Source organism: Clostridium neonatale (assembly GCF_900465025.1).
Lineage (GTDB): Bacteria > Bacillota > Clostridia > Clostridiales > Clostridiaceae > Clostridium > Clostridium neonatale.
The window spans coordinates 1,271,291-1,296,498 of sequence record NZ_UICR01000002.1 but is presented as its reverse complement, the minus strand read 5'-3'; the positions used below and the strand labels follow the sequence as shown (position 1 = coordinate 1,296,498).

24 protein-coding genes are annotated in these 25,208 nt (G+C 29.0%); 19 read left to right on the top strand and 5 right to left on the bottom strand.

What is annotated here, in order from left to right; all coding sequences use genetic code 11:
- Positions 1 to 156: 156 nt before the first annotated feature.
- The 9 genes from CNEONATNEC86_RS17540 (at position 157) to nspC (ending at position 9,200) form a co-directional block, all read left to right on the top strand.
- Positions 157 to 945 (top strand): hypothetical protein, encoded by a 789-nt coding sequence (locus CNEONATNEC86_RS17540; RefSeq protein ID WP_058296449.1) that lies wholly within the window; start codon positions 157 to 159, stop codon positions 943 to 945.
- Positions 946 to 1,008: 63 nt separating this feature from the next.
- Positions 1,009 to 1,611 carry an HAD family hydrolase gene (locus tag CNEONATNEC86_RS17535; protein ID WP_125147487.1) on the top strand — a complete coding sequence of 201 codons (603 nt, stop codon included), beginning with the start codon at positions 1,009 to 1,011 and terminating at the stop codon, positions 1,609 to 1,611.
- Positions 1,612 to 1,689: 78 nt separating this feature from the next.
- Positions 1,690 to 2,049 (top strand): DUF3892 domain-containing protein, encoded by a 360-nt coding sequence (locus tag CNEONATNEC86_RS17530; protein WP_058296447.1) that lies wholly within the window; start codon positions 1,690 to 1,692, stop codon positions 2,047 to 2,049.
- Positions 2,050 to 2,252: 203 nt separating this feature from the next.
- Complete coding sequence (locus CNEONATNEC86_RS17525; RefSeq protein WP_125147486.1) at positions 2,253 to 2,945, top strand: hypothetical protein; 693 nt, start codon at positions 2,253 to 2,255, stop codon at positions 2,943 to 2,945.
- 369 nt (positions 2,946 to 3,314) lie between these two features.
- Positions 3,315 to 4,133 carry an adenosylmethionine decarboxylase gene (speD, locus tag CNEONATNEC86_RS17520; RefSeq protein ID WP_172437824.1) on the top strand — a complete coding sequence of 273 codons (819 nt, stop codon included), beginning with the start codon at positions 3,315 to 3,317 and terminating at the stop codon, positions 4,131 to 4,133.
- Between the two features lie 19 nt (positions 4,134 to 4,152).
- The gene (locus CNEONATNEC86_RS17515; protein ID WP_159136489.1) at positions 4,153 to 5,613 is read left to right on the top strand and encodes an aminotransferase class I/II-fold pyridoxal phosphate-dependent enzyme; all 1,461 of its coding nucleotides are present in this window, start codon (positions 4,153 to 4,155) and stop codon (positions 5,611 to 5,613) included.
- A 3-nt stretch (positions 5,614 to 5,616) separates the two neighbouring features.
- On the top strand, positions 5,617 to 6,468 hold the full coding sequence (speE, locus tag CNEONATNEC86_RS17510; RefSeq protein ID WP_159136488.1) for a polyamine aminopropyltransferase: 852 nt from the start codon (positions 5,617 to 5,619) through the stop codon (positions 6,466 to 6,468).
- Between the two features lie 139 nt (positions 6,469 to 6,607).
- The gene (locus CNEONATNEC86_RS17505; protein WP_125147484.1) at positions 6,608 to 7,807 is read left to right on the top strand and encodes a saccharopine dehydrogenase family protein; all 1,200 of its coding nucleotides are present in this window, start codon (positions 6,608 to 6,610) and stop codon (positions 7,805 to 7,807) included.
- A 250-nt stretch (positions 7,808 to 8,057) separates the two neighbouring features.
- Positions 8,058 to 9,200 carry a carboxynorspermidine decarboxylase gene (nspC, locus tag CNEONATNEC86_RS17500; protein WP_058296441.1) on the top strand — a complete coding sequence of 381 codons (1,143 nt, stop codon included), beginning with the start codon at positions 8,058 to 8,060 and terminating at the stop codon, positions 9,198 to 9,200.
- Between the two features lie 328 nt (positions 9,201 to 9,528).
- Here the strand turns inward: nspC and CNEONATNEC86_RS17495 are convergent, their stop codons facing one another.
- Positions 9,529 to 10,029: a helix-turn-helix domain-containing protein gene (locus tag CNEONATNEC86_RS17495; protein WP_159116799.1), complete on the bottom strand. Its 501-nt coding sequence runs from the start codon at positions 10,027 to 10,029 to the stop codon at positions 9,529 to 9,531.
- 177 nt (positions 10,030 to 10,206) lie between these two features.
- Positions 10,207 to 10,419, bottom strand: a complete 213-nt coding sequence (locus CNEONATNEC86_RS17490; RefSeq protein WP_159136487.1) for an AraC family ligand binding domain-containing protein — start codon at positions 10,417 to 10,419, stop codon at positions 10,207 to 10,209.
- A gap of 230 nt (positions 10,420 to 10,649) precedes the next feature.
- Here CNEONATNEC86_RS17490 and CNEONATNEC86_RS17485 point away from each other — a divergent pair, with 230 nt between their 5' ends.
- From CNEONATNEC86_RS17485 to CNEONATNEC86_RS17475, 3 genes are all read left to right on the top strand, one after another.
- Positions 10,650 to 10,793 carry a beta-L-arabinofuranosidase domain-containing protein gene (locus CNEONATNEC86_RS17485; RefSeq protein WP_230132079.1) on the top strand — a complete coding sequence of 48 codons (144 nt, stop codon included), beginning with the start codon at positions 10,650 to 10,652 and terminating at the stop codon, positions 10,791 to 10,793.
- Positions 10,790 to 11,092 carry a hypothetical protein gene (locus CNEONATNEC86_RS17480; protein WP_159116796.1) on the top strand — a complete coding sequence of 101 codons (303 nt, stop codon included), beginning with the start codon at positions 10,790 to 10,792 and terminating at the stop codon, positions 11,090 to 11,092. Before CNEONATNEC86_RS17485 ends, CNEONATNEC86_RS17480 begins: the two co-directional genes overlap by 4 nt.
- Before the next feature lie 223 nt (positions 11,093 to 11,315).
- Positions 11,316 to 12,779, top strand: a complete 1,464-nt coding sequence (locus tag CNEONATNEC86_RS17475; RefSeq protein ID WP_159116795.1) for a glycoside hydrolase family 43 protein — start codon at positions 11,316 to 11,318, stop codon at positions 12,777 to 12,779.
- Positions 12,780 to 12,825: 46 nt separating this feature from the next.
- Here the strand turns inward: CNEONATNEC86_RS17475 and CNEONATNEC86_RS17470 are convergent, their stop codons facing one another.
- The gene (locus CNEONATNEC86_RS17470; protein WP_058296436.1) at positions 12,826 to 13,758 is read right to left on the bottom strand and encodes an ArsR/SmtB family transcription factor; all 933 of its coding nucleotides are present in this window, start codon (positions 13,756 to 13,758) and stop codon (positions 12,826 to 12,828) included.
- Positions 13,759 to 14,069: 311 nt separating this feature from the next.
- Between CNEONATNEC86_RS17470 and CNEONATNEC86_RS17465 the strand changes: the two genes are divergently transcribed.
- From CNEONATNEC86_RS17465 to CNEONATNEC86_RS17435, 7 genes are all read left to right on the top strand, one after another.
- The gene (locus CNEONATNEC86_RS17465; RefSeq protein WP_159136486.1) at positions 14,070 to 15,545 is read left to right on the top strand and encodes an alpha-N-arabinofuranosidase; all 1,476 of its coding nucleotides are present in this window, start codon (positions 14,070 to 14,072) and stop codon (positions 15,543 to 15,545) included.
- Between the two features lie 4 nt (positions 15,546 to 15,549).
- Positions 15,550 to 15,804: a DUF6171 family protein gene (locus CNEONATNEC86_RS17460; protein ID WP_058296434.1), complete on the top strand. Its 255-nt coding sequence runs from the start codon at positions 15,550 to 15,552 to the stop codon at positions 15,802 to 15,804.
- 550 nt (positions 15,805 to 16,354) lie between these two features.
- Positions 16,355 to 17,332, top strand: coding sequence for a glycoside hydrolase family 43 protein (locus CNEONATNEC86_RS17455; RefSeq protein WP_172437823.1), 978 nt, complete (start codon positions 16,355 to 16,357; stop codon positions 17,330 to 17,332).
- Between the two features lie 618 nt (positions 17,333 to 17,950).
- Positions 17,951 to 19,324 (top strand): ABC transporter substrate-binding protein, encoded by a 1,374-nt coding sequence (locus CNEONATNEC86_RS17450; RefSeq protein ID WP_058296432.1) that lies wholly within the window; start codon positions 17,951 to 17,953, stop codon positions 19,322 to 19,324.
- A gap of 106 nt (positions 19,325 to 19,430) precedes the next feature.
- Complete coding sequence (locus CNEONATNEC86_RS17445; RefSeq protein ID WP_083498858.1) at positions 19,431 to 20,336, top strand: carbohydrate ABC transporter permease; 906 nt, start codon at positions 19,431 to 19,433, stop codon at positions 20,334 to 20,336.
- Positions 20,337 to 20,357: 21 nt separating this feature from the next.
- A complete protein-coding gene (locus CNEONATNEC86_RS17440) occupies positions 20,358 to 21,251 on the top strand; it encodes a carbohydrate ABC transporter permease (RefSeq protein ID WP_230132077.1) in 894 nt (297 codons plus the stop codon).
- A gap of 79 nt (positions 21,252 to 21,330) precedes the next feature.
- On the top strand, positions 21,331 to 22,656 hold the full coding sequence (locus CNEONATNEC86_RS17435; protein ID WP_159136485.1) for an arabinan endo-1,5-alpha-L-arabinosidase: 1,326 nt from the start codon (positions 21,331 to 21,333) through the stop codon (positions 22,654 to 22,656).
- 85 nt (positions 22,657 to 22,741) lie between these two features.
- Here CNEONATNEC86_RS17435 and CNEONATNEC86_RS17430 read toward each other — a convergent pair.
- Together CNEONATNEC86_RS17430 and CNEONATNEC86_RS17425 are read right to left on the bottom strand one after the other, a co-directional pair.
- Positions 22,742 to 24,165 (bottom strand): IS3 family transposase gene (locus CNEONATNEC86_RS17430; RefSeq protein WP_230132317.1). Its coding sequence is split into 2 segments (ribosomal slippage): positions 22,742 to 23,676 and positions 23,676 to 24,165, totalling 1,425 coding nucleotides; the frame shifts between segments, so codons are not numbered across the junction.
- An 81-nt stretch (positions 24,166 to 24,246) separates the two neighbouring features.
- A complete protein-coding gene (locus CNEONATNEC86_RS17425) occupies positions 24,247 to 25,152 on the bottom strand; it encodes an ArsR/SmtB family transcription factor (protein WP_058296430.1) in 906 nt (301 codons plus the stop codon).
- Positions 25,153 to 25,208: the final 56 nt, after the last annotated feature.

The window sequence follows — 25,208 nt, the reverse complement described above, 5'->3', positions numbered from 1 at the left end:
ATGAAATAAGAATGTAATAAAATGGAATTAAAGTATGTGAGAATATTTTGTAAAAAAATATATAAATTTTTTATAAAATTTTGTAAATTACCTATTGGGTATAATAAAAACGAATTTAAGAAATAATAAAAATTATTATTAAATTTGGAGAATGTCATGAAAATAGGAAAAGTAGAAATACAAACTATTGATATAGTTACATTTTTAGGTATGATAATAACCTTATTTACAAGCATTTTGAACTTATTTCAAAATAAGAAAAGTATGTATATAAACAATATAACAAAGTATAGAGTAACTTGGCTTGATGAATTAAAAAATCATATATCAAAGTTAAAAGAACTCAGTAATGTAACTAATTTATACATAATAAGTAGGGATATTAGAGATAAAATGAACTTTAGGTGTGAATTAGAGAGGAGTATCGCACTAATAAAAATGCATTTAAATTTTTCTAAGAAACTAGATAGAAAAGTAATGAATAATATAGAAGAAATAAAATCAATAATAAATAATTATCTATTATTAAACTATTATAAAGATGAGCTTGATAATGTTGATGATAATAATATTTTAGAAAAGTTTTATATTATTTTAGAAATTATAAATGAAAAATGTTTTTTAAAAGAGCTGATAAAGTTAGGTGGTAAAAAGCAAAATATAGATGAATTAGATATATTGCAATTAAAACATGAGATTAAGGAAATATATGATACAAATACTATAAAAAATATTAAAACTAATAGTAATGAGATATTACAAAGATATGAAAATGAATTAGAATTTATTCAAGAAGAATTAGATGAAGTAATACAAATATATTTAAAAATTGAGTGGATTAAATGTAAAAAAGAAACTAGAATGTGGCCATTTACAATATATAATGAAGATAAGGAAATAAAAAAATTGTATAGAAGTTATAGAAATCAAGATAAGTTGAACTGAGTCTTGTTTAGTGTATAATCATAATTAGGAAAGATACTTTAAAAGCTCTGGGGGATGATAATTATGATTAAAAATATTATATTTGATCTAGGAAATGTTTTGCTAAATTTTGAAGCTAAAAAGTACTTGGGGTCAAAAATACCGCTAGAAAAGATTGAAATAATATATAAAGGTATATTTCAAAGTGAAGAATGGATTTCACTAGATAGAGGAACAATTACTGAAGAAGAAGCAAAAGCTAATATAATTGATAGAAATATAGATTATAAGGAATATATAAACATGGCCTTTGAAAACTGGTATGATATGCTAACTCCAATAGAAAAAAATATTAGAATTTTAGAAGCCTTAAAAGAAAAAAAATATAAAATATATTACTTGTCAAATTTTCACGATTTGGCTTTTAAATATGTAACTCAGAAATATGATTTTTTCAAGAAGTTTGATGGAGGAGTAGTTTCATATGAAGAAAAAATTTTAAAGCCAGAATGTGAGATTTATGAAAGAATAATAAAGAAATATAATTTGAATCCTAAAGAATGCATATTTATAGATGATACAAAGATAAATGTAGATGGAGCAACGGAAAGCGGATTATATGGTATACATTTAAAAGATATTGATACACTTGAAGAAAATTTAAAAAAATATGAAATAGAACTATAAAAAAATATCGGTATTAAAGTATTACTATTGGGAAAGATAATGTTGATATTAAGTTAGAAGAATAAGGTGGTGTTATTAATGGAAAATGATACTAATATGGCCATAAGTGGATTGCCTCTTACTTCAAATACTGACATTTCTACAGCTAATAGCGATGTTACCTATAGTAATCCTACTATAAATCTTAATAACGATGATTTAAAAACTCACACAGATAAAAAAGAAATAACTGCATTAATAAAAAAGGATGGTACAGTTACAGGATATGAACTTTCAAATGGAAAGAGAATATCAAAAGAGAATGCTGTTGAATTGGCTAAAAACAATGCTTTATCAGGAGTATCTGTAAGTAGCAGAAATGGAGAGGAGTATTTAAGAAGTTTGCCAGATCAAAATGAAAACAATAATTTAAGTTCTCTTCCGATTATTAATGAATAATATTTATACAATGAGTAGATTAAACTATATCTACTCATTTTTTATTTATATATAGGTATAAATAAAATTAATAATTGTATATTATCTAACAGAAATGTAGTTCTTATGTTAAAATATTTATTGTGAAGATTTAAGAAGAAAGTTATATAATATATTTAAATATTTAATTATCTAAAATAAAGTTTTAAGATTGGAGATTTGCAATGAGCGATTTAAGCGACTTAAAAAGATTAACAAAAGAAAAAGAAAAGGAAGATATGAGGAAGCTACAAGATACTATTTTAGATAGATTAAGAAGTATAAAAAGAGATGGTATTGAAGAGCTGATTAATTATCTTTTAGAAAGAACAGACTATTTTACAGCACCAGCATCAACAAAATTTCATTCAAATTTTGATGGAGGCTTAGCAGTACATTCTCATAATGTGGTTGAGTTAATGTTACAGAAAAATGAGCAATATAAATTAGGATTAAGCAATGATACCATATATTTAACAGGATATTTACACGATTTATGCAAATGTAATATTTACGAAAAGACTATGAGATTGAAAAAAGATGAAGTTACAGGAAAATGGATAGGATATGCATCCTATGAAATAGATGAAAAAATTCCATTAGGACATGGAGAAAAAAGTGTAATATTATTGCAACAATTTGTTAAATTATCATTAGAAGAATGTTTGATGATAAGATGGCATATGGGAGCTTATGTACCTAGAGAAGAGCACAGAGATTATAATAAAGCTATTGAAACCTATAAATCAGTATTAGCTTTTAGCAATTCAGATGCAGAGGCTTCTCATATGTTAGAAGAAGTGAGAGAACCTGAATTATTCACTATAGAAGAATATAATAAATTTGTAAGAGAAAAAGCTATGAAATTGAAACAGTAATGCATACTCTTAAAATTTGATTTAATAACAAAAAATTAGCTGTCATAGAAGTTAAATAGACTTTAAAACTTCCATAGCAGTTAATTTTTTTTTGAAAATTTATAAAATATTTATTTTTTTAGTGGAATTTTAAGAAAAAATATAGTACAATGTAAAATGTTATTAATAAAATTAAGGAAAACTAAACTGATAGTTAAGTATTACTAAGAAAAGATATAAAAAAATAATATTTTTTAAGAAAACCTAAAAAATATTATTATGTACTAGATGGCAATATTAAAGGCTTTAATAGTATCTATATATATGAATATAAAAATTAAAATTTAAAAATTATTTAAATAGCAATTATTTTTATTATTAAGAAAGGCTGTGATGTTAGGGTTGGAAAATAAGTTGAAGTTATACGGCTTTAATAATCTAACTAAAACTCTTAGTTTTAATATTTATGATGTTTGTTATGCAAAAAGTGAACGAGAACAAAAAGATTATATTGCATATATTGACGAACAGTACAATTCAGAAAGACTTACAAAAATATTATGTGATGTAACCAAAACAATTGGTGCACATATATTAAATATTTCTAAACAAGACTATGATCCTCAAGGAGCAAGTGTAACAATTTTAATTTCAGAAGAAACATTGGCGGTGAAAGAGATAGATCCATCTTGTAATCGTGGTGAGATAGATATTTTAAAAACAAGAGATAGTGTTGTGGGACATCTAGATAAGAGTCATGTAACTGTTCATACTTATCCGGAATATCATCCTGATAATTCTATTGCAACTTTTCGTGTTGATATTGATGTATCTACATGTGGAGAGGTATCTCCTTTAAATGCATTAAATTATCTTATTGGAAGTTTTGATTCTGATATTATAACTATAGATTATCGCGTTAGGGGATTTACACGAGATGTAGATGGAAAAAAATTATTTATAGATCATAAGATAACATCAATTCAAGATTATATTGATGAAAAAACTTTAGAAAAGTATGATGCCTTGGATATAAATGTATATCAATCAAATATATTTCACACTAAAATGCTAATTAAAGAAATAGAACTTCAAAATTATCTTTTTAATAGAGATGTTTATGAGATAAAGCCTAAAGAAAGGCTTGAGATTGAACATAACCTACGTAAAGAGATGATAGAAATATTTAGTGGAACTAATATATATTGATTTTTGGGGGACAAGCATTATGAATTTAAAAAATAAGGATATTCATTCAAAAGCACCTATTTATGAAGCTTTAATGAGATATAAAAAGGCGAGGGTAGTTCCTTTTGATGTTCCGGGACATAAGCAAGGTCGTGGAAATCCTATGCTTAAGGAATTTTTGGGAGAACAGTGTCTTTCTGTTGACGTAAATTCAATGAAGCCACTTGACAATCTTTGTCATCCTGTATCAGTTATAAAAGAAGCAGAAAAATTAGCAGCAGATGCATTTGATGCTAAGCATGCATTTTTTATGGTTAATGGAACAACATCAGCTGTACAAGCAATGGTTATGAGCGTATGCAAAAAAGATGAAAAGATTATAATGCCACGTAATGTACATAGAAGTGCCATTAATGCATTGATAATAAGTGGAGCAATTCCAGTTTATATAAATCCAGGAGTAAATAAAAAACTCGGAATACCTCTCGGAATGTCAGTTGAAGAGGTTAAAAGAGCTATTATTGAAAATCCAGATGCGAAAGCTGTATTGGTAAATAATCCGACGTACTATGGAATATGTTCAAACTTAAAAGAAATAACTAAAATAGCGCATGAACATGGTATGTATGTTTTAGTTGATGAAGCTCATGGAACACACTTCTATTTTGGAGATAATATGCCGATTTCTGCCACAGAAGCTGGAGCTGATTTAGCAGCAGTAAGCATGCATAAAACTGGAGGTTCATTAACACAAAGCTCATTCTTACTTTTAAATTGCGATTTAAACCAAGGGTATGTAAGGCAGATTATTAATTTAACACAGACAACAAGTGGATCATATTTATTAATGTCTTCATTAGATTTGGCAAGAAGAGATCTAGTTTTACATGGTAAAGAAATATTTTGTAAAGTTAAGAAAATGGCTGAATATGCAAGGGAAGAAATTAATAAAATAGGTGGTTATTATGCTTTTTCAGAAGAGCTTATAGATGGAGATGAAGTTTTTGATTTTGATAGAACGAAGTTATCTATATTCACTAGAGATACTGGACTTGCAGGTATAGAAGTTTATGATTTATTAAGAGATGAATATGGAATACAAATTGAATTTGGAGATATTGCTAATATATTAGCAATAATATCAGTTGGAGATAGGGAGCTTACAATAGAAAGATTAATTTCAGCTTTATCAGAAATAAAAAGACTACATTCAAAAGATAAAGCAGGAATGTTTGATCATGAGTATATAAATCCAGAAGTTGTACTTACTCCACAAGAGGCATTTTATTCATCTAAAAGATCAATGCCAATGGAAGAAAGTGATGGGAAGATTTGTGCTGAGTTTGTGATGTGTTATCCGCCAGGAATTCCTATACTTGCTCCAGGTGAAAAAATTACCCGGGAAATTTTAGATTATATAAGTTATGCAAAAGAAAAAGGGTGCTTTTTAACTGGAACAGAAGACTCTAAAATTGAGAACATTAATGTAGTGGAGGGATAGAAGGTGGAATTATGGTATACAGAAAAGCACACAGACAATGTTAAGCTTTCGATTAAAATAGATAAAGCGCTATATTCAGAAGAAACAGAATTTCAAAGAATAGATATATTGGAATCAAAGGAGTTTGGAAGAATATTTACTTTAGACGGACTTATGATGGTGACAGAAAAAGATGAATTTATTTATCATGATATGATAGTGCATGTTCCGATGGCTACTAATCCTAATATAAAAAATGTATTAGTTATTGGAGCAGGTGATGGTGGAACAGTAAGAGAATTAACAAGGTATTCATCTGTAGAAAAAATAGATATGGTTGAAATAGATAGAAGAGTAGTAGAGGTATGTAAGGAATATTTACAGCAGACAGCATGTAAACTTGATGATGAAAGAGTAAATATTTTTTATGAAGATGGGTTAAAGTTTGTGCGCAATAAAGAAAATGAGTATGACTTAATAATAGTAGATTCTACAGATCCATTTGGCCCAGGAGAAGGACTGTTTACTAAAGAATTTTATGGCAATTGCTATAAAGCACTTACTGAAGATGGCATATTAGTTAACCAGCACGAAAGTCCATATTATGATTATTACGCAAAATCCATGCAGGATGCACATGAAAAAATTTATGGATTATTTAAAATACACAAAGTATATCAAGCACATATACCAACTTATCCATCAGGACATTGGTTATTTGGATTTGCTTCTAAAAAATACGATCCTATAAAAGATTTAAATGCAGAAGCCTGGGAGAAACTTGATATTAAGACTAAATATTATAATACAGATATACATGTTGGATGCTTTGCATTACCTACTTATGTAAAAGAACTTTTAAAAGTAGAAAAATAAAAAAATTAAATAAATATTACTCAGTTTGTATAGTCTACAAGTGATAGAAGGTAGTTAATATTATATGTAAATAAATGAATTAATATAACTGTCAGCTGTTAACTGTTAACTGTCAACTGTAAAATTGGAGGAATGAAAAATGGGAAGAGCTTTAATAATTGGAGCAGGTGGAGTTGCTAGTGTTGCAATTCATAAATGTTGTCAAAATTCAGAGGTATTTGAAGAAATCTGTATAGCAAGCAGAACTTTATCAAAATGTGATGCTTTAAAGGAAAAGTTACAAGGTGGAAAGACAAAGATCCAAACAGCTAAAGTTGATGCTGATAATGTAGATGAACTTATAGCACTTATTGAAGATTTTAAACCAGATGTTGTTATAAACTTAGCATTACCGTATCAAGATTTAACAATAATGGATGCATGTTTAGCGACTAAGACACACTATGTTGATACAGCTAACTATGAACCACTTGATACAGCTAAATTCGAATATAAGTGGCAATGGGCTTATAGAGAAAAATTTAAAAAAGCTGGTATTACAGCACTTCTTGGAAGTGGATTTGATCCAGGGGTCACAGGAGTATTTAGTGCATACGCTCAAAAGCATTACTTTGATGAAATTCACTATATAGATATAGTAGATGCTAATGCTGGAGATCATGGATATCCATTTGCAACTAATTTTAATCCAGAAATAAACATTAGAGAAATAACTGCTAAGGGTAGTTATTGGGAAAATGGTGAATGGGTTGAAACAGAACCACTTGAATTAAAAGAAGTATATGATTTACCACAAATAGGACCAAAAGATATCTATTTATTACATCATGAAGAATTAGAATCATTAGGTCTTAATATTAAAGGCATTAAAAGAATAAGATTCTGGATGACATTTTCAGAAAAATATTTAACTCACTTAAGAGTTCTTGAAAATGTTGGGATGACTTCAATAGAACCAATTGAATATGAAGGAAAACAAATAGTTCCACTTCAATTCTTAAAAGCTATTTTACCAGATCCAGCATCACTTGGTCCAAGAACTAAAGGAAAAACTAACATAGGATGCATATTCCAAGGAATAAAGGATGGAAAGCCAAGAACTTATTATGTTTACAATGTGTGTGATCATCAGGAATGCTATAAAGAAGTAGGATCACAAGCAATTTCTTATACAACAGGGGTTCCAGCTATGATTGGGGCAAGTATGATTTTAAAAGGATTATGGAATAAGCCGGGAGTTCATAATATAGAAGAATTTGATCCAGATCCATTCATGGAAGAATTAAATAAATGGGGATTACCTTGGGTAGAAGATTTTAATCCAACATTACTAAAATAAGAATTATTGCATAAGAACTAAAAATGATGAGGAATAACTTTCTTCATCATTTTTAATATATTTTAGTAAAGGAAAGATTGTAAATTGATTTATCATATAAGGATGTTTTAAATAAATGTTGTTATATTAATTTAAGATATATATAAATCAGATTTCTATAGAGAAAAATTGTATATAATCGTATAGTAACAACATTTTATTAAAACATATCTATATGAAAATAAATATATTATGATGAAAGGATAATAATATGAAAGATATAGATGTAACTATGCTGCCATCACCTTGCTATTTAGTTGATGAAAGATTATTAGAAAAAAATCTAAAGATATTAGACTGTGTTCAAAAAGAAAGTGGAGCTAAAATTATTTTGGCAACAAAAGCATTTTCTATGTTTTCTACATTTCCGTTAATAGGAAAGTATTTAAATGGAGTAACATCAAGCTCATTATTTGAAGCACGACTTGGATATGAGGAAATGGGAAAAGAAGTACATATTTTTTCACCAGCTTATAGAATGGATGAGTTTAATGAAATTATGAAATATAGCGATCATATAATATTTAATTCATTTAATCAATGGAAGCTATATAGAGATAAAGTTAAGAATCATAAAGATAAGAAAATAGAATGCGGTATTAGAATAAACCCAGAATATTCAGAAATTGAAACTGATATATATAATCCGTGTTTTGAGAATTCAAGGATGGGAGTTACTTTAGAAAACTTTGAAGAAGATGAATTTGAAGGAATTGATGGATTACATTTTCATACAATGTGTGAACAAGGGGCAGATGTTTTAGAACGTACAATTAAAGTTGTTGATGAGAAGTTTGGAAAATATATAGAAAAAGTTAAGTGGATAAACTTTGGTGGTGGGCATCATATTACAAGAGAGGGATATGAGTTGGAGAAATTAATAGATTCAATTTTATATATTAAAAATAAGTACAATGTGGATGTTTATTTAGAGCCAGGTGAAGCAATAGCACTAAATGCAGGATTTCTTGTATCTACAGTTTTAGATATAATGAAGAATGGCATGAATATAGCAATATTAGATACATCAGCTGAATGTCATATGCCGGATGTGCTTGCAATGCCTTATAGACCATATATTATTGATTCAGGAATGCCAAATGAATATGAATATACATATAGATTTGGTGGACCAACTTGTTTAGCTGGAGATATAATAGGTGACTACTCATTTAAAGAGCCTTTAAAAATTGGAGATAAACTTATATTTTGTGACATGGCCATTTATTCCATGGTTAAGAATAATACTTTTAATGGAGTAAACCTTCCGGCTATTGTTAAGTATAGTGAAGAAAATGGTTTAGAGGTAATTAAAAAATTTGGGTATGAAGATTTTAAAAATAGATTGTCTTAAAAATAAAATCTAAACTAGTAATTCTATTTCTATAACCCCTGATTTTTTAGATGCATATCTGAAAATTAGGGGTATTTTATATTAAAAAATAATAATTTAAATATATCATATATCTATCAAGCATCCATAAAATAAGCAAATTCTTAAGCAGAGAGCCCAAATCTTGTATTTGGTGCGAATCGCTTATAACTACGAATGTATATGGTAGGTGTTTCCTTTATAATAATTCCTTCTAATTCCCGTAAAATAAGCATATTCTTATATTCTTATATTCTTATATTCTTATATTCTTGTATTGAGATGTTTATTAGATATGATGATTTAAAGATTAAATATTATTTATAAAAGTTTTATTATAAGCATTTTTATATTGTTTAGGCGTTATATTCTCATATTTTTTAAATAGTTTAAGAAAATACTTATCATCTGCAAATCCTAATGAAGTAGATATTTCTTTGATTTTTAAGTCCGATTTACAAAGTAGTTGTTTTGCTTCAGAGATTCTAAGGTAATTTATATATTCTTGCATGCTCATGCCCATTTTCTTTTTAAAATATCTAGCTAAATATTCTTTAGAAAAATTAAATTCGTAAGCAACATCTTTTAAAGAAATATTATTTTTAAGGTGAATATTTATCCATTGGATAATCTCAGAAATTTTATCAGTTACATCTTCTTTTTCAGTAAATCTAAAATTTAAAATAACTTGTTCTGTGATTTCTATTAATAAAGATGTGAGTATGTAATTTACACTTTGTTTTGTATAATATTTAGACTGAGATAAATGAAGTAGTTGTCTAAATAAAACATTTATTCTATCTAAATTCAAATTATTGGAGAATGTTGGAATCAGAATGCTATTATATAAACCAGAATAATAAGGATTGTTATTATATAAAGATATGTGATTTATAGCTTAACTTTTAGAAATCATATTATAGTTATTGGGACATGAAAAATGAAGCCAGTAAAAGCTTGTTCCTTTAGAAGAATAATCATATCCTTTTTAAATAGAGTCAGGAGTGAAAAGAAGGATATCCCCTTCTTTTGCTGCATATTTACTATCATTTTGTTGTATATAAACAGTGCCTTTATTTACAATAATTATTTCATAATCAGTTAAATTTCTTTTCATATGAATCCATTTAGAATCAGATGTAAAATTTCCACACATAGAAAATAAAATTGGTTTATCTATATTAGCTTCTAAATATATCATTAGTCAATATAACCCACCTTTTGTTAATATAGTCTACTTACAACAATATTTTACTATGATATAGTTGATTTGTAAAAGTTATTAATAATGAAATTTAAAATTAAAATAGTGCACTATATCTTTTATGTATAAGAAATTTTATAAGTTAAAGTACAGGAGGATATTATGGAAAAGATACAATTATTAGATGGTATATTTAGAACTTCACAAAAAAAGGAAAAGAATATTTAATGCATTTAGATTTAGATAGATTGTTAGCTCCGTGCTATGAAGCAGCAGGAAAAGAACCTAAAAAGCCAAGGTATGGAGGGTGGGAGTCTAAGCAAATTAGTGGACATTCTTTAGGACATTTTCTTTCAGCTCTTATGAAATGAAAGTAGATATAAATAAAGAAAATTATTTGTTAGTTACTTATTGGGGAAGTGATAGGGAAGAATTTTGTGATGGGACAACAATGAAAAGAGAATTTGATATATATGCAGATAATGTACTTATAACAGAAGAGAGCTTAGATGAAGATAGACAATATTCGCTATTTGATAGATGTTATTTATTCATACCTAAAGAGATAATTAAAGAAAAATCAATAATCAGGATAGAATTTAAATCAAAAGAATATAGTAAGGTTGCAGGAAGAGTGTTTTGTGTAAGAATTATATCAAAAAAACTTTAAAAAAATATATAAAGCTATATATGATTTATCTACGTCATATATAGCTTTTATTTTATTTAAAGACATAAATCAATGATAAAGTAAGTGAAAAGAATAGAAAAAATTAACTAAAATATTGAAAACTTTTACAAGTAATAGTAATATATAATTATATTTTATAAAAACATAAAATAATTGAAGTGAATATAAAATATAATTATATATTTAATTAAGGAGAATGTAAATGAAAAAAGGAATTATATTATCAGTATTAGCTATAACTTTAACTTTTAGCAATGTATCAATGATTGGATGCTCTAATAATAACTCAGAAATTATAACTTTTAATGAGGTATCAGTACATGATCCAGCAATAATAAAAAGCAACGACACATATTATATAACTGGATCACATATGGCAGAAGCCAAGTCATCAGATTTAATTAATTGGACTAGCATATCTGATTCCGTAAACAATCAGAAATTGTTTAAAAATATAAAAACTGAATTAGGAGAAGCACTTGCTTGGGGAAAAACAAATACTTTTTGGGCTAGTGACTGGATTCAACTATCTGATGGCAGATATTATTTATATTATTGTGTATGTGAAGGAAGCAGCCCTCAAAGTGCTATAGGTTATGCAGTTTCAGATAGTGTTGAAGGACCATATGAAGATTTAGGAATTTTATTAAAGTCTAGTGGATCTGAACCTTTAAAATATGAAGAAGCAGATGGAACAACTGGAACTTATGATGCTAATGTACACCCTAATGCTATAGATCCTGCTGTATTTTTTGATGCTGAGGGAAGATTATGGATGATGTATGGTTCATATTCAGGTGGGATATATATACTTGAGTTAGATACTACAACAGGAAAACCTAAGGAGGGGCAAGGTACTTACGGAAAGAAGATATTAGGTGGCTATCATTCAGAAATCGAAGCAGCATATGTGACTTATAGTAAGGAAACAGGATATTATTATCTGTTTACATCATTTGGAGGATTAACATCAGATGCAGGATATAATATGAGAATTTGTCGTTCAAAAAAACCTGATGGTCCATATTATGATTCAATGGGAAATGATATGATTGATTGTAAAGGCGTAAAGGGACAGTTTTTAGAAGCTCAAAATGACATTATTACAAATTATGGAGTTAAACTGTTTGGAAACTTTAAATATCCTGATTCAGAATTAAGTGAAGATATAACTACAACAGGATATGTTTCTGCAGGTCATAATTCTGTATATTATGATAAAGAAAAAAATCAATATTTTCTAATATTCCATACAAGATTTCCAGAAGCAGGAGAGATGCATCAAGTTAGAGTTCATCAAATGTTTTTAAATGAGGATGGATGGTTTGTTGTTGCACCATATAGATATAGTGGAGAGAAAATTGGAAGTTATAATAAAAAGGATGTTCAAGGAAAATATAAATTTATAAATCACGGACATGATATAACAAGTGAGATAAAAGAATTTACAGATATACAATTGAAAAGAGATGGTAAAATTGCTGGAACAGTAGAAGGAACTTGGAAATTTACGGATGGAAATAAGATAAAACTCAATATTGACAACATTGAATATACAGGAGTTGTATTAGAACAATACGACATAAATAGAAAATGTAATACAATGACATTTACAGTTTCAAGCGCTGAAAATGGAGTTTCTTTATGGGGAATTAAAGAAAAATAAAAATACTATTATAGATAATGGAAAACAGAGCTTGCAGATGAATTTTTTACTTTTCATCTGCAAGCTCTGTTTCATAGAACATTTGCATTTTTATTGATTGATTATAATCACCAAAATCTTTTCCGAATATAGTAAATCCTCCTGCGTTTTTTGTTGTGCTAGGAACGGAAAATTTAAAAGTTATTGGAGTTGTATAATCTATGTTTAATTCATGTATTTTAATGTCTGAAATTTTAAAACCACCATCAATGAAGGTACCATTCTTATTGATGCTTAAGGTTTTTAGACGTCCATATTGGTTACAGATTTTTGGCCACCAATGTGGAGTAAATCGTCCAGGTCTAGATCCGAAATCCCCAGGGCTGATCCAATATCCAAGGCTTATGTTATTTATAGAAAAATGTATATCGGATGGATAATTTTCATTAAATCCAGGACTTTCAGAAGATATTTCGAAAGATAGTTGTAGTTCAGTAAGTTTTTGGCCAGCTAATAAATGATTAGGCAAATTATATTCTATAAATCCTGTACTAAACCACAATATTGATGCTTGAAAATGATCTGGGAACAGAAAATAGCGAGGATCATCGAATTCACCTATTATTTTTTTGCTTGTGGCTATTCCACAGGTAGGGGTTACTTGGCATGTAGAATAGTAGCCAATATCTATTTCATCAATATAAGATTTTAAATTTAATTTTTTGGGTTTTAGATCAATTATCATCATATCGTGAAGTGGTTTGCATATTTTCATTGAACCACGTCTTCCAGGTGTGGTGTGTATTTCTATTAAGCCAACTTCTTCTAATTTTTTTATGTGTAATGATATAGCACTATTGGTTAATTTAAGAATATTAGCTATATCATTTAAGCTTTTATTATCATCTTCATATATTAGTTCCATTATTCTTAAGCGCATTGGTGCACTAAGTGCTTTGAAGATTTCACTAGCTTCATTCATTGAGTTAAAATGTAACATAATATTTTATCTCCTATTAAAATATAAATACTATAAAAGATTGATATAAGATTATTATAACACAGATTATTATAAAAATATTTTAATCATATAAAATGCAACTGTACGTGTTATAGATATGATATTTGAGATTATATCAAATATTAAAATTTATGTAAACACTATCAATAGTAGAATATTATATAAATTATTTTATTATTATATAAAATAATTATTGACCACTTTAAAATAGTATAGTATATTTAAGATAAATATTAAATGATTACTTTAATATTAAAGTTTTTACTTAAATAAATTTAGGAGGAGTCATTATGAAAAAGTTAGTAGTTAATACACATGATAAAAAAAGCAAGATAAATAAAGAAATTTACGGGCATTTTTCAGAACATTTAGGAAGATGTATATATGAAGGGATTTATGTAGGAGAAAATTCTAAGATACCTAATGTAAACGGTATGCGTACTGATGTTGTAGAAGCATTAAGAGAAATAAAGATACCAGTACTTAGATGGCCAGGCGGATGTTTTGCAGATGAATATCATTGGAAAGATGGTATTGGACCTAAAGAAAATAGAAAGAGAATGGTTAATACACATTGGGGTGGAGTTGTAGAAGATAATAGCTTTGGAACTCATGAATTTATAGAATTATGCAGACAGCTTGAATGTGAACCATATATAAATGGTAATGTTGGAAGTGGAACAGTACAAGAAATGTCTGAATGGGTTGAATATTTAACTTTTGATGGAATATCTCCAATGGCTGAATTAAGAAAACAAAATGGACAAGCTAAACCATGGAAAGTGAAATATTTTGGAGTTGGTAATGAAAATTGGGGCTGTGGTGGTAATATGACGCCAGAATTCTATGGAAATATGTATAGAAGATATCAAACATACTGCAGAAATTATGGAGAAAATAAACTTTATAAAATTGCTTGTGGTCCAAATGTAGATGATTATAATTGGACAGAAGGTGTTATGAAAGTTGCGGCTAACTTCATGGATGCATTAACTCTTCATTATTATACTCATCCAGGTGGATGGCTTAATAAAGGACCAGCAACAGGATTTGATGAAAAAACATGGTATATAAGCATGAAGAAAACATTAGAGATAGAAAATCTAATAAATAATCATATTGATATTATGAATAGATATGATCGAGAAAAAAGAGTTGATTTAATAATTGATGAATGGGGTGGATGGTATGATGTTGAACCAGGAACTAATCCAGGATTCTTATATCAACAAAACACAATGAGAGATGCTTTAATTGCAGGTATTAATCTAAATATATTTAATAAACATTCAGATAGAGTCAAAATGGCTAACTTAGCACAAGTTGTTAATGTGTTACAATCAGTTATATTAACTGAAGGTGAAAAAATGATATTAACACCTACTTATCATGTATTTAATATGTATAAGTATCATCAAGAAGCAACTTTACTTGAAAGTTATATAGAAAATGAAATGATAGGTGTTGAAGAGGAGAATAAAGTTCCTAATTTACATGAATCTGTTTCTATTGATAAAGATGGCAGAGTTATAATTACAGTGAATAATTTATCTATTACTGATTCTTATGATATTGAAGGAATAATAGTTGACAAAGAAATTAAAGCTGTTAGTGCTACAATTTTAACAAATGAAATGGGTGCATACAATACATTTGCTGAACCTGATAAGGTTAAGCCAGAAGAATTTAATGATTATAAAGTTACAGATAAAGGCTTAAACTTTACTATACCAGCATGCAGTGTGTTAAGTATAATTGTAGAATAATAATATGGAAAACAGAATTTGTAGAAGGTGTCTGCTTGATTCAATATTTGAAGAAGATGAATATAGAAACATGCAGGAATACATTAAAGGTATAGATAATTATATAAAGACAGATGAAATTGAATATAAAAATAGATTAGATTTATGTATGAAGTGTGATAATCTTATTAATGGAATGTGTAGGATTTGTGGATGTTTTGTTGAGATGCGAGCAGCCGTAAAAAATAACTACTGTCCTGACATTGAAAAGAAGTGGTAATGGTAATTTAATATTTATTTAAAGAGTGGCAAAAAGGATTCAGTGAAAGAATCCTTTTTGCTATTTTTGCTTTATATATTTTTAAAATTAATGATATAAGGCTTATTAATATAGGATCAACACTAAAAACTGTATTTGACAATATTAAGCAAGAATTTTTTTAGAATGTAATAAACATGCATTAACATCTTAATTCTTTCAAAAGCACATTTTAGTGTTGAGCATTAATACATAACTTATTTATATAATTATTAAAAATAAAAATAGAATATATACAAATGAGAAATATAACAATAGATATTACTTTATAGTGGAATAAATTTAAGTTATAAATATTTGAGGAAAAAGTTATACTGAGCTAATAAATATTTATAAAAGTATAAATGATTTTAAATATATTTAAAATAAAGTATTGAAAAAGGTATATATACGTACTATAATCTAAATAGAAAATGATTTATTTAAGTATTATATATATTAAACTAAATTATTTTATATAATGTTAAATATAATTATGATATTTATTAAACAACAAGAGGAGGTTTACATTATGTCAAAAAATAAATATAACAATCCAATAGTCATTCAAAGAGCTGACCCATGTATATACAAGCATATTGATGGATACTATTATTTCACAGCATCGGTTCCAGCATTTGATAGTATAGAACTTAGAAGAGCTAAAACTATAGCTGAATTACAAGATGCAGAAACCACGACAATATGGGAGAAACATGAAGAAGGTGAGATGAGTGAATTAATATGGGCACCAGAAATCCATTATATTAATGGAAAATGGTATATATATTTTGCAGCAGCACCAAATAGAGAAGTCACAGGAATTACTTTTAATCATCATATGTATGTTCTTGAAAACGATAGTGAAAATCCACTTGAAGGCAATTGGGTAGAAAAAGGACAAATAAAAACAGGATGGGAGTCTTTCTCTTTAGATGCAACTACATTTGAACATAATGGCAAATTGTATTATGTTTGGGCACAAGAAGATAGAGAGGCTGAGCCTAATTCTCATTCAAATATATATATAGCTGAAATGGAAAATCCATGGACACTAAAATCAAAACCAGTGTTATTATCAAAGCCTGAATTAGATTGGGAAATAAAATTATACTGGGTGAATGAGGGACCTGCTATATTAAAGAAAAATGGGAAAATATTTTTGACTTATTCAGCTAGTGCAACAGATGAAAACTATTGCATTGGAATGCTTACAGCAGATGAAAATAGTGATTTATTGAATGCATCATCTTGGAAAAAATCTGAGCAGCCAGTATTTAAAACTTCATATGAGAATCATCAATATGGTCCAGGCCATAATGGATTCACTGTTTCAGAAGATGGCACAGAAGATCTTTTGGTTTATCATTCAAGAAACTATACAGAATTAAAGGGAGATCCTTTAAGTGATCCTAATAGACATGCAAGAATTGAAGTTATCAAATGGAAAGAAGATGGAACACCTGATTTTGGAGTGCCATCACCTGATACTAGAGAATTTGAAGTATAAATCAAAGATTAAAAAAGATATGGATAAAAATAGATTAGTATTTAAGATTAATTGCAGTAGTGAATGATTTCCATCAGTAGCTGGTGGTTTGGAATTTAGTCCATTAGCTGATTATATATCCATAGTCTAGGTCTAAAATTTGAAATTAATATATAGAAGATATTACTAGGCGGACAGTTTATAGAAATATTAAGATATTAGTAACTAATAAAACAGCTAGAAAAATTACATTTATAAATCACTAATTATTTAGAGAATATAGATCTTTATGAATAATATGAGGTGGGAAATTTATTGAAGTATACTGGTTTAGCATAAGTATAAAAAGAATTAAGCTTTAAAAAAACGCTATATGATACTAAATGGTAAGTTTTAGGGATTAATTTAAAAAAAGCTAAAATAGTTTAGAAAAATGTATTTTAAACGTTGACCTTTTAAAAGAAAACGATTATAATACAAATATAGAAAAATAATAAAAATTTTACAAATGACGATTTGAAAAGGATTTATGCTTATGAGGACTTATATAAGCATTGAAAAATCAAACTAGATATATTTATATAAGTGTAAAATAAAGGAGCTGTAGAGAATATAAGAATTTATTAGGAGGAAATAATTATGTTAAAAAAATCAAAAAAGTTACTTTCTATGATTATTACTGCAACAGTAGCTGCAACCATGCTTATTGGATGTGGTGGAGCTAAAGAATCCAATGGAGCTGGAGCAAAAACCGCAGATGGTAAAAAAGAAATTACGTGGATGTGTTATGGACAACCTCAGGAAACTGCTGTTTATGAACAAGTAATTAAGAAATTTGAAGAGAAATATCCTGATGTTAAGGTTAAACTTGTAAGTACAACTCAAGATCAGTATGGGCAAAAGATACAAGCAGCTATGGCATCTAATACAATGGCAGATGTTGTTTATATGGGGCCTGGGGACGTAAAAGCATGGGTTAATGCAGGCAAGATGTTGAACTTAGATGAATATCTTAAGCAAGCAGAAACAGATGGAATATTGAATTTAGATGATGTATGGGAATTAGGCTTAAATAAATATAGATACGATGGAGATAAAATTGGACAAGGTAGCCTATATGCATTACCTAAAGATATAGGTCCATTTGGATTTGGATATAACAAAACTTTATTTGAGAAAAAGGGAATACCATTACCTGACCCGAAGGTTCCTTATACATGGGATGAATTTATAAACGTTTGTAAACAATTAACTAATGATACAGGTGGAGATGATTCAAGTTGGGGAACTGGTCTTAATGTTAACTGGGCACTTGCGCCATTTGTATTTAGTAACGGTGCAGATTGGATCAATGAAGATGCAACAAAGGTTACAGTTACAGATCCAAAGTTTGTAGAAGCATTACAATTTTTTGCAGATCAAACTTTAGTAGATAAAATAACTCCAAGCGCAGAACAAGGACAAACACTTGACACTTATCAAAGATGGTTAAAAGGACAATTGGGATTCTTTGCCATTGCACCGTGGGATATAGCAGCATTTGAAGATCTTCCATTTGAATATGATATAATTCCATGGCCAGCAGGAAGTACTGGAGAAACTGCAAGTTGGCTTGGTTCTGTAGGATTTGGTGTTTCAGCTAATACTAAATATCCACAAGAAGCTGTTAACTTAGCAATATTCTTATCTACAGATAAAGATGCAAATAAGATGGTTGCAGATCAACAAATTCAAGTTCCAAATATAAAATCAATGGCAAAAGACTATTACTTAAATACAGATAATAATCCTCATAACAAACAAGCTTTTATAGACCTTATAGAAACATATGGTAAACCATTACCAGGTGAAAGAACATACAACGGTGAATGGTACGATAAATTCTATGAAGGAATTCAAGATGTTTTAGATGGTAAGATTTCAGCAAAAGATTATTGCGCAAAAATTCAACCAGAAATGCAAAAATTATTAGATAAAGCTATTGAAAAAGAGCAAAAGGAAAAAGCAAAGTAATTTTTTCTAATAATTAATTAAGTTGCTGAAATATTATAAATTAAGTAACTTAATTAATGATAGGTATGAAGAAAAAAATAGGAGTAATTAGGTGGTGAAATGAACTATGGTGGCAAAAGTAAAAATAAATTCTAAATCAGATTATTATGCAAGAGAACGTAGAGCAGGATATCTTTTCGTTCTAGCACCAATACTAGGATTCTTCTTATTCTCATTAGTACCGTTGATAGTTTCTTTATATGCTGGATTTACAGATTGGACTTCTATTGGAACTCCAGATTTCATTGGAATAGATAATTTTAAAGAGATGGTATCAGATGCGAATTTTTGGAAGGCCATGTTTAATACAGTATTTATGATGATTGGAATACCAATAGGACTTATAATAGCTTTAGGATTAGCACTAGCTATGAATAGAAAGGTATTTGGAGTTAAAACTTTTAGAGTAATTTACTACATTCCAGTTATATCTTCAATAGCAGCTATCTCTATTTTATGGAGATGGGTATACAATGGAGATTATGGGTTACTAAATCAGATATTATCTATATTTGGAGTGAAGGGACCAAATTGGCTTAATAATGAAACGACAGTAAAACCGGCTATAATGGCAATGACTGTTTGGAAAGGATTAGGCACTTCAATGCTTCTATACTTAGCAGGAATACAAAGCATTCCAAGAAGCTATAATGAAGCAGCTCAAATAGATGGGGCTAATGCACTTCAAATTTTTAAACATATAACTATGCCGATGTTAAAGCCAGTTACATTTTATATGATTATTACTGGAGTTATTGGTGGATCTCAAATGTTTATTGAACCTTCTATAATGGTTGATAATGGTGGAGTAAATTATAGCGCTGCGACCATTGTATATTATTTATGGGATAAGGCATTTAAGAACTATCAAATGGGGTATGCTTGTGCTGTAGGATGGGTATTAGCAATTGCTATTTTCATATTAACATTTATTCAATTTAAGCATAGTGGCGATCAATTATTTGAAAGTTGATAGAAAGAGGTGAATGTTAAAATGGTAAGTACAGATACAGTTAAGACTATGCCAAAAACTGGCACAAAAATGAGAAGTAAGAAGAAAAAAGAGAAGATAATAAATACAATTTTATTCTTGGTATTGCTTTTAGGATCGCTAGTAATGATTGTTCCATTACTATGGATGGTTTCAACATCTGTAAAAAATAAATTAGATGTTTTTGCTATGCCGCCAGTATGGATACCAACAGAAATAAATTGGAGTAAATATTCAGAAATATGGACCAAAGGACCATTGCTTAGTGGTTTAATTAATAGTTTAAAAGTATGTTTAAGTGTAACAATAGTAGGAACTTTTACTTCTAGTTTAGCAGCATTTGCTTTTGCAAAGTTAAGATTTCCTTATAAGAATCAGATATTTTTAGCATTGCTTGGAACAATGATGATTCCATTTGCCATAGTTATGATACCACAATTTATAATCTTTTCTAAGATTGGATGGGTAGACTCTTTAAAACCTCTAATTATTCCGGGATTATTTGGTAATGTAAGTATGATATTTTTCCTTAGACAATATATGCAGGGAATACCAACAGATCTTATTGAAGCAGCAAGAATAGATGGGTGCTCCTTCTTTAAAATATTTTATAAAATTATATTCCCTTTATCAGGACCAGCTATATCGGCTCAAATAATTTTATGGTTTATGGGAATATGGAATGACTATTTAGCACCATCAATATATATAAATACACCTGAAAAAATGACAATACAAACTGTTATACAATCATTCAATGCTACATATGCAATACAGACAGATTATCCATTGATTATGGCAGCGTCTGTAATGTCTATGTTGCCAATAATTATAGTATTTATAGTATTCCAAAAATGGATTATAGAATCAATAGCTATCTCAGGAGTTAAGGGATAAAAAAGTTAAGGATTTAGTGCTATGTTTTAAATATGTACTAAGTCCTTTTTATTTAAAAGAATAGAGAGGATGGTAAAAAGTGATATATCCAGAAAAGCCTATAATAAAAGACTTGAAATATGATGAAGATATTGAAGACATAACAAAATGGGGAGCAGCAGGAGCTCATGACCCATCAATATTTAAAGATGATGATTTATATTATGTGTTTTCAACTGATGCAAGAATTGGAGGAAAAGCTACCCCATCTATTCAAATAAGGAAATCATATGATTTGATTAAATGGGAATATGTAGGGCAGGCCTTGGACGATGTACCAAAAGAAGCGAAAGAATGGACCGATGCCGAAGGAGTTTGGGCACCTGAGATAACAAAGGTAAATGACCTATACTATTTGTATTATTGCGCTTCAACATTTGGCAAAAATAGATCATATATAGGTTTACTAAAAAGTAAATCAATAGATGGGCCTTGGGAGGACAATGGACTTGTTGTAAAAAGTGATATTGGTGACGATAGAAATGCAATAGATCCTAATATAGTATTCGATAAGAATGGTGAAATGTGGATGTCATATGGATCATTTTGGACTGGAATCTATTTGATAAAATTAGATAAAGAAACAGGTAAACCACAAAAAGAAAATGATAAAGGAATAAATATAGCTGGAAGACATCATTCTACTGAAGGAGCTATAGAGGGACCATATATTGTTTATAATAAAGAATTTGATAAATATTATTTATTTGTATCATATGATTCTTTGGCATCTGATTATAATGTAAGAGTAGGAAGATCTGAAAGTATAGATGGACCTTATATAGATATAAATGGAAATGAGATGACTAACAAGTCTGCTGTAAATCCCAATCATATTGGAAATAAAATTCTTGGAGGATATAGATTTGGAAATGGTGAAGGATGGATTGCACCTGGACATAATTCTGTATTAAATGATGGGGAAGATTTCTATATAGTTCATCATATAAGAAAAGAATATAATCAGAGTTGGTTTTATATGCATGTTAGAAAGATATTATGGTCAAATGATGGTTGGCCAATGATTTCACCAGAACGTTATGCAGGAGAAAAAGAACAAGAAATTGATAAGAAACTAATTATTGGAGAATGGGAGCTTATACCACTCTACAGAGATGTTAATAGAGTCATTGTATCTAAGACTTATAGTTTTAAAGAAAACGGTGATATTGAAGGTGAATATGGCGGAAAGTGGAGTTTTTCTAATATAAATGAAATAAAAATTAAAATAAAAGTCAGAGATGAAAATGAAATATATAAAGGTAAAGTAATGCCTTCATGGGATTGGGAAGAGAACAAAGAAACTTTGATTTTTACTACTATTGATAAAAATGCAGTTGCTTTATGGGGGAAAAAAGTACTGTAACAAAAAGGATTCATAAAAATTTTGAGGTGACCCCAAAAAGTTAGACTTTTTAAGCGTAGCAGTTTTAATGGCTGCTACGCTATTTTTATGCAGCCAAGAGGTTGAGCCTGTATTCTACGGGACTCATCCATCCTAGTTTCTCTTTAATTCTTTGTTCATTGTAGTACTTGATGTATTGTTCTATTGCCTCTTTGAGTTCATCATAACTGTAGTAAACAACGCCGTAGTACATTTCCTGTTTCATTATTCCAAAGAAGTTCTCCATTACTGAATTGTCATGGCAGTTGCCCTTTCGGGACATACTTTGAAAAATTCGATTTTCTTTAAGAGTGTGTACATAAGCTTTCATTTGGTAAGCCCAACCTTGATCAGAATGAAAAGTTCTTCTGTATGGACAATCAGCTGTGATTTCAATTGCCTGGTTTAGTGCTCCCATGATATTGGCCGCTGACGGATGTTGAGATATTCCATAGCTTAAGATTTCTCTATTACACATATCCATGAATGGATCTAAGTATAGTTTCTTTATTATCATTCGTCCCTTATCATCAACCTCATAATACTTAAACTCAGTAGTATCTGTTGTGATTTTCTGATGAGGAATCTGTGTGTCAAAACGTCTATGAATTCTGTTAGGAGCAACCTTTCCAACTTTACCCTTGTATGAACTATACTTACGACTCTTTCTTGTAAAGGAAGTCACCTGAAGATTAAGCTTTTGCATAATTCTCTGAACTTTCTTTTTATTTATAAGTATTCCTTGTTTACGTAGTGCTCCGTATACACGTCGATAACCCCAATCTTTATTAATACTACGTATTTCAAGGATCTTTTCTTCTAGTTCTTTATTAGGATTTTCTCTATTAAATCGCTTTTGCCAATACATGTATGTCGCTTTTGGAAAGCCTACAACTGCGAGAATATCTTTTAATTTGAATTCTCCTCGGAGGCTGTGGATGATTCTCGCTGTTTTTTCAGAAGAGCTTCCTCCTCTAAACGCAGCCTCCTCAGTTCTTTTAAATATGCGTTCTCAATTTTGAGCTTGAGCAATTCATCTTCAAGCTGTTTTACATGTTCAGCAGTAGTGTCAACTGAAACAATTTCGGCGGATTCTGTTTTACTAGACAATTTATTTGATGATTCCAACGATATCTTTCGTCCCTTCTTCTTCGGCCGCAAAGCATCAGGACCAGCAATTCTAAAATCATTTACCCACTTAACTATTTGCGTTGGATTATGTATCCTTTCTTGAAGGGCTAACTCCTGATATGAGACCTCACTTGTTAGATATAATTCTACTACATGAAGTTTATATTCGAAAGTAAAAGATTCATTTTTTCTTGAACGCATCAACGCTTCATCGCCTAATGTACGGTAATTATCAACCCATAATTTAACCTTGCTTGGAGAAGGAATACCAAACTCTTTCGCAAGAAATTTATAACCACCTTTACCATCCAAATACGCTTGAACAACTTCTTTTTTGAATTCATAACTATATTTTGCCAAAAAACCGACCTCCAAATCATTAGATTTTTGGTCTAACTTTTTGGGGTCGGTTCATTTTTATATCTTTATGAATCCTTTTTACTAGTTATATATAATTCGAACATGTATGCCTTGGTTATAATTACCGAAGTTCTTTCCAAAGATAGTTAATCCTCCAACATGCTTAGTATCTTCAGGTACTGCAAGTTTTAGAACAATATCGCTTTTATAGTTTAGATTTAAATCATTCAATGTTACATCAGAGATCTTTAACCCATCCATAAATGTTCCATAATGGTTAACTGCAAGTAATTTTAATAAGCCATATTGATTCCAATTAGGAAACCACCATGATGGTGTAAATAAACCTTTGTTATCACCAAAATCTCCAGGACTAATCCAAGTTCCGATATCTATATTGTTAATAGAAAAATGTATATCGGATGGCCATATATTACATATACCAGGAGCTTCAGAGCTTATTTCCATAGATATTTGTAATTCAGAAAATATCTGATTTGGCTTTAAGTAGTTAGGTATTCTATATTCAATAAAGCCTTTAGTGAACCAAAGAATGTCAGCATACATCCTTTCAGGATCAGCAAAATAATTCGGATTATCAACTTCTCCAATAAGCTTATCCTTTGTTGCTATTCCGCAAGTAGGAGTTATTTCGTATGAAGAATAATGACCTATACACATATCAATATCATAAGAATTTTCAGGAGTATCTGACTCCATATCAACTACTATTTTATTTTCATGTAGCGAACATATCTTTTGTAATCCATGTTTACCAGTTAAATTATTAGTAGTTATAAGCCCGCATTCTTCTAATTTTCTTATATGCATGGTTACAGCACCATTAGTTAGATTAAGTTTTTCTGATAGTTCATTCATATTCAGCTGTTGATATTCAGATAATATATTCAATATATCTATTCTTACATCAGAACTTAAGGCTTTAAAAATAGATATTCCGTCTTTTAAATTAGTTATATGTATCATAATTTATTTGCTACTTGTAAAGCAGCTACCCCTTTCTGTTTATAATGCTAAATATC